This is a genomic window from Williamsia sp. DF01-3, assembly GCF_023051145.1.
In the GTDB taxonomy this organism is placed as follows: domain Bacteria; phylum Actinomycetota; class Actinomycetes; order Mycobacteriales; family Mycobacteriaceae; genus Williamsia.
Genome location: NZ_JALKFS010000002.1, coordinates 49,314 through 64,225 on the forward strand (window position 1 = coordinate 49,314; position 14,912 = coordinate 64,225).

At 64.9% G+C, this 14,912-nt stretch carries 12 protein-coding genes and 1 pseudogene; all 13 read right to left on the reverse strand.

Annotated elements, in window-relative coordinates; translation table 11 throughout:
* Nucleotides 1-14: 14 nt before the first annotated feature.
* Nucleotides 15-2,168: a heavy metal translocating P-type ATPase gene (locus MVA47_RS01155; protein ID WP_030174444.1), complete on the reverse strand. Its 2,154-nt coding sequence runs from the start codon at nt 2,166-2,168 to the stop codon at nt 15-17.
* 56 nt (nt 2,169-2,224) lie between these two features.
* On the reverse strand, nt 2,225-4,555 hold the full coding sequence (locus tag MVA47_RS01160; RefSeq protein WP_030174448.1) for a cation-translocating P-type ATPase: 2,331 nt from the start codon (nt 4,553-4,555) through the stop codon (nt 2,225-2,227).
* Nucleotides 4,556-4,588: 33 nt separating this feature from the next.
* On the reverse strand, nt 4,589-5,560 hold the full coding sequence (locus MVA47_RS01165; protein ID WP_030174451.1) for a hypothetical protein: 972 nt from the start codon (nt 5,558-5,560) through the stop codon (nt 4,589-4,591).
* Nucleotides 5,561-5,648: 88 nt separating this feature from the next.
* On the reverse strand, nt 5,649-5,855 hold the full coding sequence (locus tag MVA47_RS01170) for a heavy-metal-associated domain-containing protein (RefSeq protein ID WP_030174455.1): 207 nt from the start codon (nt 5,853-5,855) through the stop codon (nt 5,649-5,651).
* 98 nt (nt 5,856-5,953) lie between these two features.
* A complete protein-coding gene (locus tag MVA47_RS01175) occupies nt 5,954-6,787 on the reverse strand; it encodes a hypothetical protein (RefSeq protein ID WP_033336195.1) in 834 nt (277 codons plus the stop codon).
* Nucleotides 6,784-8,015: pseudogene (locus MVA47_RS01180) on the reverse strand (Ig-like domain-containing protein). The gene MVA47_RS01175 and the pseudogene MVA47_RS01180 overlap by 4 nt, the downstream one beginning before the upstream one ends.
* 158 nt (nt 8,016-8,173) lie before the next feature.
* Nucleotides 8,174-8,833 (reverse strand): DUF305 domain-containing protein, encoded by a 660-nt coding sequence (locus MVA47_RS01185; RefSeq protein ID WP_030174464.1) that lies wholly within the window; start codon nt 8,831-8,833, stop codon nt 8,174-8,176.
* 106 nt (nt 8,834-8,939) lie between these two features.
* On the reverse strand, nt 8,940-9,437 hold the full coding sequence (locus tag MVA47_RS01190) for a DUF6153 family protein (protein WP_143695997.1): 498 nt from the start codon (nt 9,435-9,437) through the stop codon (nt 8,940-8,942).
* 203 nt (nt 9,438-9,640) lie between these two features.
* The gene (locus MVA47_RS01195) at nt 9,641-10,066 is read right to left on the reverse strand and encodes a DUF6262 family protein (RefSeq protein ID WP_247206376.1); all 426 of its coding nucleotides are present in this window, start codon (nt 10,064-10,066) and stop codon (nt 9,641-9,643) included.
* Nucleotides 10,063-11,856: a tyrosine-type recombinase/integrase gene (locus MVA47_RS26905; RefSeq protein WP_247206377.1), complete on the reverse strand. Its 1,794-nt coding sequence runs from the start codon at nt 11,854-11,856 to the stop codon at nt 10,063-10,065. Before MVA47_RS26905 ends, MVA47_RS01195 begins: the two co-directional genes overlap by 4 nt.
* Before the next feature lie 43 nt (nt 11,857-11,899).
* A complete protein-coding gene (locus MVA47_RS01205; protein WP_247206378.1) occupies nt 11,900-13,012 on the reverse strand; it encodes a tyrosine-type recombinase/integrase in 1,113 nt (370 codons plus the stop codon).
* Between the two features lie 116 nt (nt 13,013-13,128).
* Complete coding sequence (locus tag MVA47_RS01210) at nt 13,129-13,656, reverse strand: hypothetical protein (protein WP_247206379.1); 528 nt, start codon at nt 13,654-13,656, stop codon at nt 13,129-13,131.
* 856 nt (nt 13,657-14,512) lie between these two features.
* Nucleotides 14,513-14,872, reverse strand: a complete 360-nt coding sequence (locus tag MVA47_RS01215) for an Rv2640c family ArsR-like transcriptional regulator (RefSeq protein WP_030174469.1) — start codon at nt 14,870-14,872, stop codon at nt 14,513-14,515.
* Nucleotides 14,873-14,912: the final 40 nt, after the last annotated feature.

The window sequence follows — 14,912 nt, forward strand, 5'->3', positions numbered from 1 at the left end:
TGCAGTGTAAGTGGCTACTTGCCCAGTGCAGCAGTGGCGCTGACGTCAGGGCGCAGGTCCAGTCGCCGCAACAGCTGGGCATTGAGCGCCACAACCACCGTGGACGCCGACATCAAGATCGCACCAACCGACATGGGCAGAACGAACCCGATCCCAGCGAGCACACCGGCAGCCAAGGGTACGGAGATCAGGTTGTAACCGGCGGCCCACCACAGGTTCTGCTTCATTTTCCGGTAGCTCGCTCGCGACAGCTCGATCACCGACAGCACCGATCGGGGGTCGTCGCTGGCGAGGATGACACCGGCCGAGGCGATCGCGACGTCGGTGCCGGCGCCGATGGCGATGCCGACGTCCGCTTGGGCGAGTGCGGGGGCGTCGTTGACACCGTCGCCGACCATGGCCGTCGTGCGGCCCTCGGATTGAAGTTCTTTGACTTTGGAGGCTTTGTGTTCGGGGCGGACGCCGGCGAACACGCGGTCGATGCCGAGTTCAGTGGCGACAGATTGGGCCACTGCGTGTGCGTCGCCGGTGATCATGACGACCTGGATACCGAGTTTGTGCAGCGCGTCGACGGCCTGGCGTGATTCGCTGCGCACCTCGTCGGCCAGTTTGAGGGCGCCGATGACCTGCCCGTCGGCGAGGACGTGCAAGATGATGGCGCCGTCGGCCCGCCAGCGCTCGGCGACGTCGAGCTCGCTGTGCTGGTACTGCTCGAGCAGTCGGGGCCCGCCGACCTGAACATGGCGGCCGTCGACGGTGGCCGAGACACCGACGGCGGGCGATGAGGTGAAGTCGCTAGCGGCAACGCGGGTGAGGTGCTGAGTCTGTGCGGCGTGCACGATGGCTTTGCCCAGGGGATGTTCGCTGTCGGTTTCCGCGGCTGCGGCCCAGGCCAATACATCGTCCTCGGAATGGCCGGCGATTGTGTGGACTGCGGTGACGGTGGGTTCGCCTTTGGTCAGGGTGCCGGTCTTGTCGAACAGCACGGTGTCCACGGTGCGCATGCTTTCCAGCGCGAGCCGATCTTTGATCAATACCCCGCCGCGGGCGGCGCGTTCGGTGGCGATGGCCACCACCAGTGGGATGGCCAAGCCCAGTGCGTGCGGGCAGGCGATGACCAGGACGGTGATGGTGCGTACGACCGCGTCGTCGGGATAGCCGAGCACGGTCCAGGCGATGGCGGTCAGTACCGCAGCGCCGAGTGCGAACCAGAACAACCAGCCTGCGGCGGTATCGGCGAGCCGTTGGGCTCGCGACGTCGAGTTCTGGGCGTCGGCGACCAGTCGTCCGATACCGGCCAGGGCGGTGTCGTCGCCGGTGGCGGTGACCTGCACCCGCAGCCCCGAGTCGGTAGCGACGGTCCCGGCGACCACGGCGTCACCGGCGCTGCGGCGCACCGTCTTCGATTCCCCGGTCACCATCGATTCGTCTATCTCGGCGGTGCCGTCGACAATCTTTCCGTCCGCCGGCACGCTGGCGCCGGGGCGCACGATGACGACGTCACCGACCTGCAGTTGCGAGGGCGGCACGGTGACCGTGGTGTCGCCGTCGACGCGTTCAGCTTCGTCGGGTAGCAGCGCCGCCAACGAGTCCAGCGCGGACGTCGTCTGAGCCAGCGACCGCATCTCAATCCAGTGCCCCAACAACATGATCACGATCAACAGGGCCAGTTCCCACCAGAAATCGAGCTGATGGTCCAGCAGTTCCAGGCTCGCACCCCACGACGCCACGAACGCCACCGTGATCGCCAGCGCGATAAGCAGCATCATGCCCGGCGCCCGTGATCGCACCTCACTGACCGCGCCGGTCAGGAACGGCCGGCCGCCCCAGGCGAACATCACGGTGCCCAGAATCGGCGAAATCCATGTCACTGCTTCGCTGTCGGGTAACTCGTATCCGACGAGCATGGCGAACATGTTTGAGAATCCGACCACCGGAATGGCCAGCACCAGCATGATCCAAAACAGGCGCCGGAACTGTCCGACGTGGTCACCATGTCCGGCGTGACCCTGATGCCCGCCGTGTGCACCGTGGTCGCTGTGGCTGTCGTCATGGCCGGCGTGCTCATGCGAGGTGTGCTCCTGCACCGCACCAGCATGGGCGTGCTCGGTGGGTGTCGCGGGTGAGTGCGCCGAGTGGTTGTGCTGTGGAGCGTTCATGGCGTCCATCGTATACCCCCTGGGGTATTAGTCGAGGTGTGACGATCGGGTGGGTGGGGAAGTGGCTAGGCATGCTGCAGCGGCCGGTGGGTGGGTGCCGATGCGGGTGTGGCCGGCGCCGCCGAGGTGGCGCGGGAGGTGAATCCGCGCAAGCGCAGGCTATTGCTGACCACGAACACACTGGACAACGCCATGGCAGCCCCGGCGAGCATGGGGTTGAGCAGCCCGAGCGCGGCCAGGGGGATAGCAGCGATGTTGTAGGCGAACGCCCAGAACAGATTCATCTTGATGGTCCCCAATGTTTTGCGCGCCAACCGGATCGCGTCGGCCGCCGAGCGCAGATCACCGCGCACCAGGGTGATGTCGGCGGCTTCGATGGCCACGTCGGTCCCGGTACCCATGGCCAGCCCCAGATCGGCCTGAGCGAGGGCGGCGGCATCGTTGACACCGTCGCCGACCATGGCCACTGTTTTGCCCTGCTTTTGCAGGTCGGCAATGACGGCGAGTTTGTCCTGGGGCAGGACCTCGGCGATGACGTCGGTGATACCGACCTGGGCGGCGACGTGGTCGGCGGCGCCTTGATTGTCCCCGGTGAGCAGAATCGGGGTCAGGCCCAGAGCAGTGAACTGGGCGATCGCGGCGGCGCTGGTCGGTTTGATGGTGTCAGCGACCACGAGCACGCCTCGGACGCGGCCATCCCAGGCCACCACGACAGCGGTTTTCCCGATCTGCTCCGCCTCAGTCTTGGCCGCGGCCAGCGTGCCCTCGAGGGGCAGAGACCAGTCGGCGAGCATACTTTCACGGCCCACCAGCACCGCGTGGTCCTCGATGACGCCGTGTACACCTTTGCCGTCCACGCTGGTGAACGACTCCACCGACGGTAGCGGCCCGGTCTGCTCGGCCGCGGCGGCCGCGATGGCCCGGGCAATGGGGTGTTCGGAGGCGTGCTCGAGCGCGCCGGCCAGGCGTAACACATCGTCGGAGGACACCTCGTCGGTGGTGATGATCTCGTGCAGGGTCATCGTTCCAGTGGTCACGGTGCCGGTCTTGTCCAGGACGATGGTGTCCACGGCGCGAGTCGATTCGAGTACCTCGGGGCCTTTGATCAAAATCCCCAGCTGGGCTCCGCGGCCGGTGCCCACCAGCAGTGCGGTGGGGGTGGCTAAGCCCAATGCGCAGGGGCAGGCGATGATCAGCACGGCCACCGCTGCGGTGAATGCGGCGCTGAGGGGGAATCCGGCCCCGATCCAGCCGCCGAGGACCGCGACGGCGATGGCGATGACGATGGGGACGAAGATTCCGGAGATGCGGTCTGCGAGTCGCTGGACTTGCGCTTTGCCTGATTGGGCGTCTTCGACGAGCTGAGCCATTCGCGCCAGTTGGGTGTCGGTTCCCACGCGGGTGGCCCGCACGATGAGGCGGCCGCCGGCGTTGACGGTGGCGCCGGTGACTGGGTCGCCTTCGCTGACTTCGACCGGGAGGGATTCGCCGGTCAGCATGCTCGCATCGACGGCGGAGCGTCCGGTGGTGATGACGCCGTCGGTGGCGATCTTCTCTCCGGGCCGCACCACGAACTCATCGTCCACGTGTAGTTCGGTGATGGGGATGCGGGTTTCGGTGCCGCCGCGTAGGACAGCGACGTCTTTGGCTCCGAGTTCGAGTAGGGCGCGGAGTGCGGCTCCGGCTTGGCGTTTGGAGCGTTTTTCGAAGTAGCGGCCGGCCAGGATGAACATGGTGACTCCGGCGGCGACTTCCAGGTAGATGTTGCCCGCGCCGTCGGAGGGGGAGACGGTCAACTCGAAACCGTGGGTCATTCCGGGTTGGCCCGCCGTGCCCCAGAACAGCGCGTAGATCGACCAGGCCAAGGCTGCGAGGGTGCCGACCGACACCAAGGTGTCCATGGTGGCGGTTCCGTGCCGCAGGTTCGTCCACGCGGCTTTGTGGAAGGGCCAGGCGCCCCACACGATGACCGGTGCAGCCAGGGTGAGCGAGGCCCACTGCCAGTAGGTGAACTGCCACGCTGGAACCATCGCCAGGGCAATGACCGGCACCGTCAACACGACCGAGACCCAGAGCCGCTGGCGCAAGGCGGCCAGCTCGCTGTCGGGGCGGGTGCGCTGATCGCCGCCTTCGGCGCCATCGCTGGTGCGCGCGGTGGGCAGGGCAGCGGTGTAGCCGGCCTGTTCGACGGTGGCGATGAGTGTCGTGGGATCGAGATCGCCGGAGGTGGTGGTGACTTTCGCCTTTTCGGTGGCGTAGTTCACCGTCGCGGTCACCCCGGGCAGTTTGTTGAGCTTGCGTTCGATCCGGTTGGCGCACGACGCGCAGGTCATGCCGCCGATCTCGAGTTCGAGTGCAGCAGGAGTCTGAGGTGCAGGTGCAGGTGCAGTAGCCATGGTGTTCCTTCTGAACGGGGTTGTGCGCGTGGGTCAGTGGCCGCCGTGGGCGTCGGTGGGTGCCGGCGCCGGGGGCGGACTGGCCGTAGGTGCCGAGGGGGTGGAGGCCGCCGGACCGGCGGCGTTCAGGACGAACTCGGCGGTGTGCACCTGCCCGTCGACTTTGAAATCGAAATACAGCAAATACCGGCCAGGGGTGGGTGCGGCGGTCGCGAACTGCACCTGCGGACCCGAGAGCTGTTCTGGGCCAGCAGGTGCTGCGCCTTCGGGATGCACGTGCAGGTAGGCCAGATCCCCCTCGCGCAGGGCCACCAGGTGTCCGTAGGCGCCGAGGTAAGGCTCCAGGGTGGTCACTGGCTGACCGTCGCGGGTGATGCGGGCCGTCACCGTCGAGGTGCTGGCGGAAGTAAGGTCCCCGGTGAGGGTGACCTGGTAGCCGGCCACCTCATCGGTGGAGCTCACCGGCCGTGCCGCCGGCGGAGCAACCTCGCCGGCCACGGTCACTGTGCTGGTCAAGGTGATGTCCGTGTCGGAGGCGGCAGGAACGAAATCAGCGAAAACGCGGTAGCTGCCGGCCGCGGGCCACTGCCACGGCAGCGACCACCGCCCATCGGCGCCCATCGTGGGATGCACGTGGCGGTAGTTGGAGCCATCGGTGGCGACGACAATGGCATGGAGCTGTTTGTCGTGGGAGGTCGCAAATCCGGTGACCGGGCGAGCGTCGGGGCCGATGATGGTGAACGCCAGCTCACCGCTTTCGCCGACACGGTTGGGTGCGGCCAGAGCGGTCAAGGCATAGCCACCGGCAGCGATCGACACGCCGCGTACCGGTGCGGCGGCTCCTGCGGGAGCAGTAGTGGTGGGGGCGTGGGCGGTGTGCTCAGCGGAGGTGGTCCAGTCGCGGGCGACCCGATCAGGTACTACAGCAGCGGCCACGACGAATGCGGCCCCAAAGACTGCCACCAGAGCTGCGCCGTAGAGAGCTAACCGGGTCGCGGTGTTCATCATCATTCTCCTTGTTCACGAAACGGATGAGCGGGGGCAGATACCCGGCGCCGCAGAAACTTCTCACCGGCGCCGGGTACCGCTGTGGTCACTCGGCGACCTGGTACCCCGCCTCGGCCACGGCCGCCTTGACCGCAGCCGGCTCGATCGTGTCGGTGCTGGTGATGGTGACCGCACCGGTGCCCAGATCGACCTCGACATCGGACACCCCAGCCAAGGCGCCGACCTCCTCTCGGACCGAGGACGCGCAATGGCCGCAGGTCATTCCGGTAACGGTGACAGTGGACGTACTCATGACAACCCCTTGCTCTTGTAACTGCAGTGCCGTGCAGGTGGTGACGCACGGAGACCTCATCAAGGCCTACCTACGGTCTACCATACCCCCTAGGGTATTCAAGGGCGAGGTGTGAGGGTCCACAGGTCGGCGTTGGTGGCGGCGTAGGCAGTGCCGTCGGGTGCGACGGTGATCGCGTCGGGAGCCCCGATCCAGGAATGTTGCAGCCAGGCCCGGCCCTCGAAGCGTTGCCAGGAGTACCCCTCGGCATCGACTGCCCACAGTGTGCTGCCGCTCCCGGCGAGTAGCCCGATGGTGGGTGCGGCGACCTCGGCGAACGAGCGCCCGTCATCGATGCTGTGCCACACCGCGCCTTCGTCGGTGGCCGCCCAGATACCGTCGTCGGTGATCGCCAGGGTGCGTGGAACCAGTTGTGCTCCAGCAGTCCATGTTTCGCCGCCATCATGGGAGACCCGTAGGGGCCCGCCATCGGAGCCGATCAGCAGTCCGTCCGCGGCGGCCAGCACGTGAAAGTCAACCTCTCCAGACAGGGAGCGGTCTTGCCAGCTGCGGCCCCCGTCAGTACTGGCCAGCAGTCCCAGCGGGTTGGGGGCGGTGCTGGACCTACCGGGATGGCCCGAGGCGAAGACCACATCGCTGCCGGGTATTCCGGTCAGGCCCATCAGGTCATCGTCGGAAGTGCCCACCGCGGTGGTCGCCCCGGAGGGATCGATCGCGACCAGCCCGTGGTGGGTTCCGGCCAACAACGTTCGGTCGGCGGACACCTGCAACCCATGCAGGTGTGACACCCCGGGTGAGAGGGCGATGCGCGCGGTGACCTCAGCGCTGGGCTGGGCCCGCTCGGGAGCAGGATCAGCCGAGGTGCACCCGGGCAGCACCAGCATCACCACACTGATGCCGCACGCGGCGGCCACCGTGCGAGGACCCCTCATTGCAGTGCGCTGCCGACGAGCCACTGTTCCCAGGGCACGCTCCAGTCCCCGTTTTGCCAGAGCTCCAGGGGCGGGCCGCCGGTGTTGCGGACTTCCACGATGTCTCCGGGGACCGAGAAGTCGTAGAACCAGCGGGCGTTGTCGGGGTTGAGGTTCAAGCACCCGGCGGACATGTTGGTGTTGCCTTGCTGGGCGATGGTGTCGGTCAATTCGTGCAAGTAGATGCCGTCGTTGCTGATGCGGGTGGCGTAGTTGATCGATTGGCGATACCCCAAGCGCGAGTTCACCGGTAGCCCGTAGGTGGAGGAGTCCATGATGACCGGGTTGGCCTTGTCGAGCACGGTATAGGTGCCCGATTGGGTCCAGAAGTGGATGGTGCGGCCGTTGACGGTCTCGGTGCCCCCGCGGCCCATCGAGGTGGGCATAGTGCGTACCAACTCACCGTTGTTGAACACCGACACCTGTTTGGTGGTGTCGTCAGCGATCGAGACATGGGCATCACCGATGGTGAACGAGGTGCTCACGTCCTCTTGACCGAATAAGTTCTCTCCCAACTGAACTCCGTAGATGTTGGCGCTCACCGACACCGTGGTGCCGGGGGTGTAGTACTCGCGGGGACGCCAGTGCACGCTTCGCTCGTCGACCCAGTTCCAGGACCCGGTCACCGGGGGTCGGTGCGCACCACCAGCGACCGTTCGGCGGCGGCGCGGTCGCCGATGGGCTCGTCGAACTGGGCCACCACCACGATCCCGACTCCGTAGGTGGCGCCGTCGGTGAGCAGGTTCCCGCCGGTGCTGACAAAGGTCGGTTTGGTCTGCGTGCCTGGGGTGACCGTGGAGAACGAGATGGTGCGTTCGGTGCGCTGGTCCTCGTGCACAGCAGCCGCGGTCAGGGTGTAGGTGCGGCCGTACCCCAGTGGCACAGCTGGCTTCCAGTCCACCCGATCCGGGGTGTAGAAACCGTCGATCTGGGTGCCGGTCTCGTTGGTCAGCACCACCGATTCCAATGTGCCCGCAGAGGTTTGCACCTCCACCCGATCAGTGGGGGTGACGGTGGCGTCGCCGTCGCCGGGCGTGATGGTCAGTTGCGGGGCATCATCGCCCGGCCGGTCGGCCGAGGCGGCTGCCGACGTGCTCGAGGATGGTGTGGACGGGGACGAGGTGCAGGCGGTCAGTGCTGCCACACAGAGCGCCACCACCGCCAGCCCCCACCGGGGAGGGGTTCGCATGAAAACTCCGAAAAGTGATGAGAAAGGGAAGCCAGGCAACGGCTGCGCCCGGGTTGGTAGCGACCAGGACGGTGCTGCTGAAGCCAAGAAAGGGGACACGTGGAACGCCAGACCCCGATCTGGCACCGGCGGTGCCAGACCGGGGCGCTGCGCCAGGCCTACTGCGTTTGCAGCGCCTTCATGGTGTCGATCTCAGTCTGCTGGGTTTGCACGATGGTGCGGGCCAACTGCTTGGCCTGCTCATTCGAGCCGTCCGCGATCTCGGTGTTGGCCATCTCGATGGCACCGGTGTGGTGTTCGATCATCATCGTCAGCCACGCCTGATCGAACTCAGCGCCGTTCTTGGCGGCCAGATCGGTCATGTCCTGCTCAGACATCATCCCGCTCATACCGCCGCTGCCGCCGTGGTCCATACCGCCCATGTCGGCGCCGGTGGTCGGGGCGGGTTTGCCCCACTGCGCCAGCCACTGCTGCAGCTGCGTCATCTCCGGGCCCTGGGCGGACTTGATTGCCGCGGCCAGCTCGATGATCTGCGGGTTGGTGGTGCGCCCTTGCACCAGATCGGCCATCTCCACAGCCTGAGCGTGATGGGGATACATCATCTGCGCGAACATCACATCGGCATCGTTGAACTGTGCGGCGGCCTCGGCCGACGGCGACGGTGCGGCACTGGCCGATGCCGTCGACGACATCGAGTCGCCGCCCATCGAATCCATATCGTGGCCGCCGTCGTCGCTGCAGCCGGCTAGCACCACGGCCGCGGCGACGCCGGCGGCGGATGCAACAACTTTGAGTCGGGTGGTACGGGTCGAAAACATCATCGTCTCCTTGAAAACAAAAGTGGCAGAGCGGAATCTAGAGTCGCGACGCGCCGAGGTAGGCACGTGCGAGTGTCAAACGAACGTGCCGTTGGCACCTCGTCTGTCAGATCCGCAACACCGACAATTTCTCCAAAGATGGCGCCGCCCACGGCGGCGCACGCGAGGCATACCCGCCCATCACCAGCGCCCACGCGGCCGAGCAACTCTCATTTTCTCGTAGATCCAGAAGACGGCGCACCACAATCAACGCGGTCGCGATCGTGATGACGGCCATGCACATCGCCATCCCAACATGCGGCGAACAGCCGTCACTGCACCCCATCTCGAGCACAACACCCGACCCGGCCATCACCGCGGCGGCCAGCTCGTTGGTCTCGGCGTGGTGACCGACGTCGGGGTGTAAAGCGGAGACCGCCGTGGGACCAGCGGCACTATGTCCGCTGGGGGGATGCACCATCGGTACCGAATGCATCAGCAACACACCCAGCAGCACCCCGAACGCGGCGCACGTCATCACCGCCGCGGTCAGCCACCCGCCCTGGCGGGGGCGCGCAGAAAACCCGGCGATGGACCCGCCGTCAAGGCGCGGCAACACTGGCATATGCACCCCCGTCCGTTCTTTGTCTCGCTAGCTCTTTACCCCTGGGAGGTATCACCCGATGGTAGATCACGATCAGATCGGCAGCTGGACACTGGATAGAACAAACCCCGTCTACAACATGTCGACTATGACGGGCCGCGGCGGAGTGAAGACTCGCACGGTGGGGGCCATCCCCCGCATGTCGAACATAGGTTCCCTTGGGTTCATTGCGTCGTTGTCGGGGCTGACCTGGGCTTCTGCGTTGAAGACGGTGTTGTCGACGTGGAGGCGATGGCATTTGCGCGCCGTTGTCCGTGGGCGACGGCGAGCTGGTGGCGCAGCTTTTTGTTCTCTTCGGTGAGCTCGGAGATGCGGGCGTGGGCGAGTTCGATTCGGCTTTGCCACGACGCGTCGCTCGCTGGCGTCGCAGGAGAGGAGGAGATTCGGCCGCTGTTTTGGATCGCGTCGAGGAGGTCGGGCTGGGTGTAGATCCAGGATCTGGCGACGTGGGCGTGGCGCGCGAGGAGCGTGACGGTGATAGGTGCGGCTGCGGTATGAAGTTCTGTGAGCGCGTCGAGCGCGCGCCGCCGGGCATCGTCGCTGCGCCGGCGGGTGGCCAGGCGCAGGTGTTCGGTGTTGTCAGCCTTCATTCGGGTTGTCCTGCAGCATGTTTGCTCTCGTCGCGTTCGAGGCTGGCGATGATCGCGGTGAGGTTGTCGGCGGTGCGGGTGTTCATTTCGGCGAGCCGAGTCTGGCCGTTCTGTTCGGCGCGTTCGACGATGTGGAGTGTGAGTTGAAGGTGGTCGCGGTGCTGGGGCAGGAACTCGGGTGTGGTGATGAAGACGGGGCAGCTCAGACAAGCGTTGGCGTGCGGGCAGCTCTGTTGCAGCGGGAGGCCGCAGTATCCGTTGGGCAGGGCCATGGTGGCCCGGGAGAGGTGTTGTTTGGTCCACGCCGCATCAGCAAGGGGGCTGTCTTCGGCAACGGTGACGGGGTCGCCGTGAATGTTGACTTTGCGGGCTTGTTCCCAGTGTCTGCGGACGGTGCTGTCATGCAGCCGTGCGTAGTGGGCGGTCATTTCGGTGGAGGTGTGGTCGAGGATTTTGCGGACTACTTCTTGGGGCACGTCGTTGTTGATCAAACGGGTGCCGAGGGTATGACGGAACTGGTGGGCGGTGAGATGGATTGGTATCTGGTGTTCATCACGGATATCGCAGGCCAGAACCCAGGTCTTGAGTGCGGTGTTGAAGACGTTGGGGCCGGGGATCGCGGTGCCGTCGGCGTTGTTCTGGATCCGGGGGAACAGTGCTGCGGCTGGGGAGTAGGTCTCGCGGACGTGGGCGATCTGGGTGCCGATCTGGCCGGCCATCTCTTCGGAGATCGGCACCAGCGCTTCGCGTTTCATTTTTCGGTTGAGGTAGCGAAGGTAGGGCGCACCATCGCCGTCGCGGACTAGACAGTCTTGGCCCAGATGCAGTGCGTCGTTGGACCGCAGCCCTGTTTGCATCAGGAGCGGGAACAGAAGGCGCCAGCGTGGGTCGGTGAGTTTGTCGAGGTTGCGCGGGGCTTCGAGTTGGGCCATCACGTACTCCGACAGTCCTCGGGGGAGCAGTGCCGTGGTGGCAGGGATGTCGTCGCTGTAGATCCCTGTGTTGGTCGGGACTCCGGGTATCCAATCATGTTGTCTGGCAATAGTGAAGAACCGTGCGACCGAACTCAGCGCTATCCGTCGGCCGTTGGGGGTCAGGCCGTCCTCGCGCAGCAGCGTCAGGAGTCTGTCGATGACGGGGCGGGTGAGTTGTTGCGGTGCTGCGGCGGGTCCGTGCGTGGCGGTCAGCGCCCGGGACAGGCGGCTCAGGGAGATGACGTCCCGGCTGAGGCAGCTGGCGCTGAGCCCGGTGTCGTGGCGCCATCGGACGAACCTTTTCGCGGCGTCGCGAAGCCAGGGTTGGTCGATGTTGGTGAAGTCGAGAATCCAGCCGGCAGCAATACCGTCCACCCCGAGTCGGCGCAGCCGCCACCGGTCGTGTCGATATTCGTGCTCGAAGCTGGCGCAGCCAGCTAGAACGTCGAGTTGATCGATGGTGAACGTGAGGAACCCGATGTTGAGTTTGGCTGGCTTGTGATCCGGGTCGCCGGGGTTCGGCAGTCTGCGGCCGCGGCGTGGCCAGTCGCTCTCGTCGTGATCGAGGAGCGAGGTGATGGCCGATGCTTGCAGGCCGTTGATGAGCGAACGCAGAATCGAATAGCTCAGGTGCGGTGGGTTCGGGTGGGTGCGGGCCGTGCTGATGCCGTAGGCGATCTCCCATCGCAACGGAATCGGTAGTGCTGCCAGGGGAAGTGGACGATCTTCGGTGGTGTCGCCGAGGTTGCGGCTGCCACCGACCGGGTCCGAAAGCGTCAGCGTAATTGCATGGTTAGGATCCAGTTCGCCGGCCACGAGGGTACTGAGATCGTTTGGTTGGCCGACCAGCGCGCGCACCTCAGCTGTCCGCAGGGGGTCGTGGAGTAGTTGGTTCAAGCCATCCCGCGACCTCGAGAGCGGTGCGGACGTCGCTGATCTGCAGGTGAGCGTAGGTGCCGATGGTGGTGGTCACCGACGCGTGGCCCAAGAGCTTTTGCACGACTTCGGCTGGCACGCGGCGCTGCAGGAGTTCGGTGGCGTAGGTGTGCCGAAACATGTGCGCGGTGAAGGTAATTCCGGTCTGTGAACGAATTCTGCCAATTAGATCGGTGACGTTCCAGTACTTCCACGCCTGACCATGCGGTCCGCTCCACAGGTTGACGAACACGTAGTCGCAATCGAGGTCCTGGTACTCGTAGACGAGGTAGTCGGTGTAGAGACGAATCAGCGCCGCCGATACCGGGATCTCGCGCTGGCCGGACTTCACCCGGGCGTAGTTGCTGTTGCGGCGCGCACGAACCCGAATCAGACTGCCCGCGGGATCGATGTCCTCATGCCGTAACCCCAGAACTTCGCCGACTCGCATCCCCGTGCCAGAGAGAATGGTGAATAGCAACTGATCTCGAAGATGATCACAGGCAGCGATCACTGCTCCCACGTGCTCAGGGGTTAGGGTCCGCGGGAGTCTGCGTTGGGCAGGTAATTTGATGGTGCGGGACTTTCGGGAGCCGCCCAGGTGCGCGAGGAACGGCCGCCACTCGGTCGATGCGGCACCGCCAGGCTTCATCGCCGAGAGTAGATCGTCGCACTTGACCCCGTGCCGAGCATGGAACCGGTAAAACGATCCGATCGCTGAGAGTTTCCGATTGATCGTTCCTGCAGAGCAATACGGGGCGACTGTGGGAAGTGTCGTCACTGTGCCTCGACGTGCGTCCGGGGTGAGTCGTAGCCAGGCTACGAAGCGGCCGAGATCTTCCAAGACCACTGCAGTCCAGTCAATCTGTCGCGAGTGCAAGAAGGTGAAGTAGTCGCGGAGATCGAAGGCATACGAACGCACGGTCGTCGGAGAACGCTCGATCCGTGTCAGGTGAGCGAGGAAGAAATCTACCGGCTCGAGGACCGCGTAGCGCTCATCGAGCACGGTCCACGAGGTGTCGCCGTCGTCGGCATCGAGCACCCGCTGTACCAACATGGTGGCTCCGTTCGTAGCCCGACCCGAACACGTGTTTCGGACCGTAGCCGGGGCCACCGACAGCGAACGCGCTCAGTGGGGTCTTGCGACCTGGCTGAACGCGGGTGGTGAGTGCTTCAGGGTTTCGAGGGATAGGTGGACGGCTGGGCCGGAAAGCCGGGGTGCAGAAGATTCTGCAGCCGGTGCAGGGCCGACGTATCCAGTGTCATGTGCTCATACATGCCAAGGGCCCAGTCGTAGTCAGGCGTTGACCACCTGATTGCTGGCAAGTGCTCGGCGTTTTCCCAGCGCAACGGCCACGCCTCTGAGCCCCGAGGCCGCCGCGCGAGGATGCCACGGATACCGCTGCGAGGACTGCCTACGGTTGCTTCGAATGATCCATCGTCGGTGTACTGGCGTACGTCCTGAACCTCCAGTTCGATGGACACGGGGATCTGCAGTTTCTCAGCGCTAACGTGCTCGCGGAACCACTCGACTCCCTTCTGGGTGGCCCTGTCCCGTTCGGCCCGCATGAGCGCGTCGCGTTCTTCAATCGACGTGGCGGGCCCATCCCATTGAAAGAAGTCCGTCGAGGGCGGATCGACCACCGCAAACTCGATGTAGGAAACTCTCGTCGCGAAAGCGTCGTTGCGTTGCTCGAGCACCGTCCCGGTGGCAACATCGACAACTAACTGGATCGGCGCTGGCTTGTGGGACGGCGGAGCGAGCTCAACTTCCCAGCAGGGCCGACCTAAAAAGTCGATCTCCCTGATCGGTCGGTCTGTGGGGCGCGTGAAGTCAGAGCCAGTCCATTCATTGGCCGACCGCGTTCGAATCAACACATCCCCTGGGCCGACGTACAGGACACGTCCAAGAGGGGCCCGAACGCACTCGCCGTTGCTGAATTGCCAGGCACTACTCCCATCGGTCCGGAAAGCTGGTTCACCACTGAGTAATTCGGCGCGAAGACGGTAACCGTGTCGCCACATCCGTACTGGCGTGTTCGTGTTTACGACCAGTGGTGGTTGACCGGCCCACCCGAAGGTAAAGGTGCGTTGATCATCGGGCACATCTGGACTAACGACGCCGGTCACCGGAGCACTGGGCCCATCGACCATTGCACTGAGGACCTGTACCCACTCGACCACAACCAACGCCTCCACCCCGCTCGATCCGTCCCTAGGGGCAGACTACGGGCCCGGGATGGTGAGAACAGAGAACTGGGATCCCCAGGCCAGGCGACTGCGGCAAAGACGTGACCCGCCGACCGCCCATGGGCGACGAGCGCAGCGCTACGTCAGAGACGGACTGGATAATCCCGAATAACGCACACCAAGAGCCTGTTTAGCTGCCCGTGGGCTACGTCGACGGCACCCAGCGCGGAACCCAGGGGTACATAGGTTCGATACTATCTCAGGAGGCGCGGGCCGATGAGGTGTGAAAAGCCTGGGTGCCTCTGTGTCTGTCAAGCGATGAAGCGTTCGAATTCTGTTGGTACGAACAGTTTGGTTGGCATCTGCGCTAGTGGCAGCATGAGGGGTCGAGGACCTGGCGAAGTGCTTGCAGAGCGTCGGTGTGGGCGCTGTAGTAGACGTTCATGCCTCGGCGTTCGGGGTGGACCATGCCGGCTTTTTTGAGTTGGCCGAGGTGGTGGCTGACCGTCGGTTCGGACAGGCCGACGGCGACCGCTAGGTCGCAGGTGCACACTTCTCCTGCGGCGTCGGTGAGCAGGATCGACATCAGTTTGATCCGCACTGGATCGGCAAGGGCTTTGAGCCGTAACGCCACTTCCAGGGCTGCGGCATCATCCATCGGTGATGCCGAGACTGGGGCACAGCAGATGGGCGCGGTCATGTCGATCACCGGCAGTGTCTTGGGCATAACTCAATCCTACCCACGCTATTGACATATGTCGAAGAGG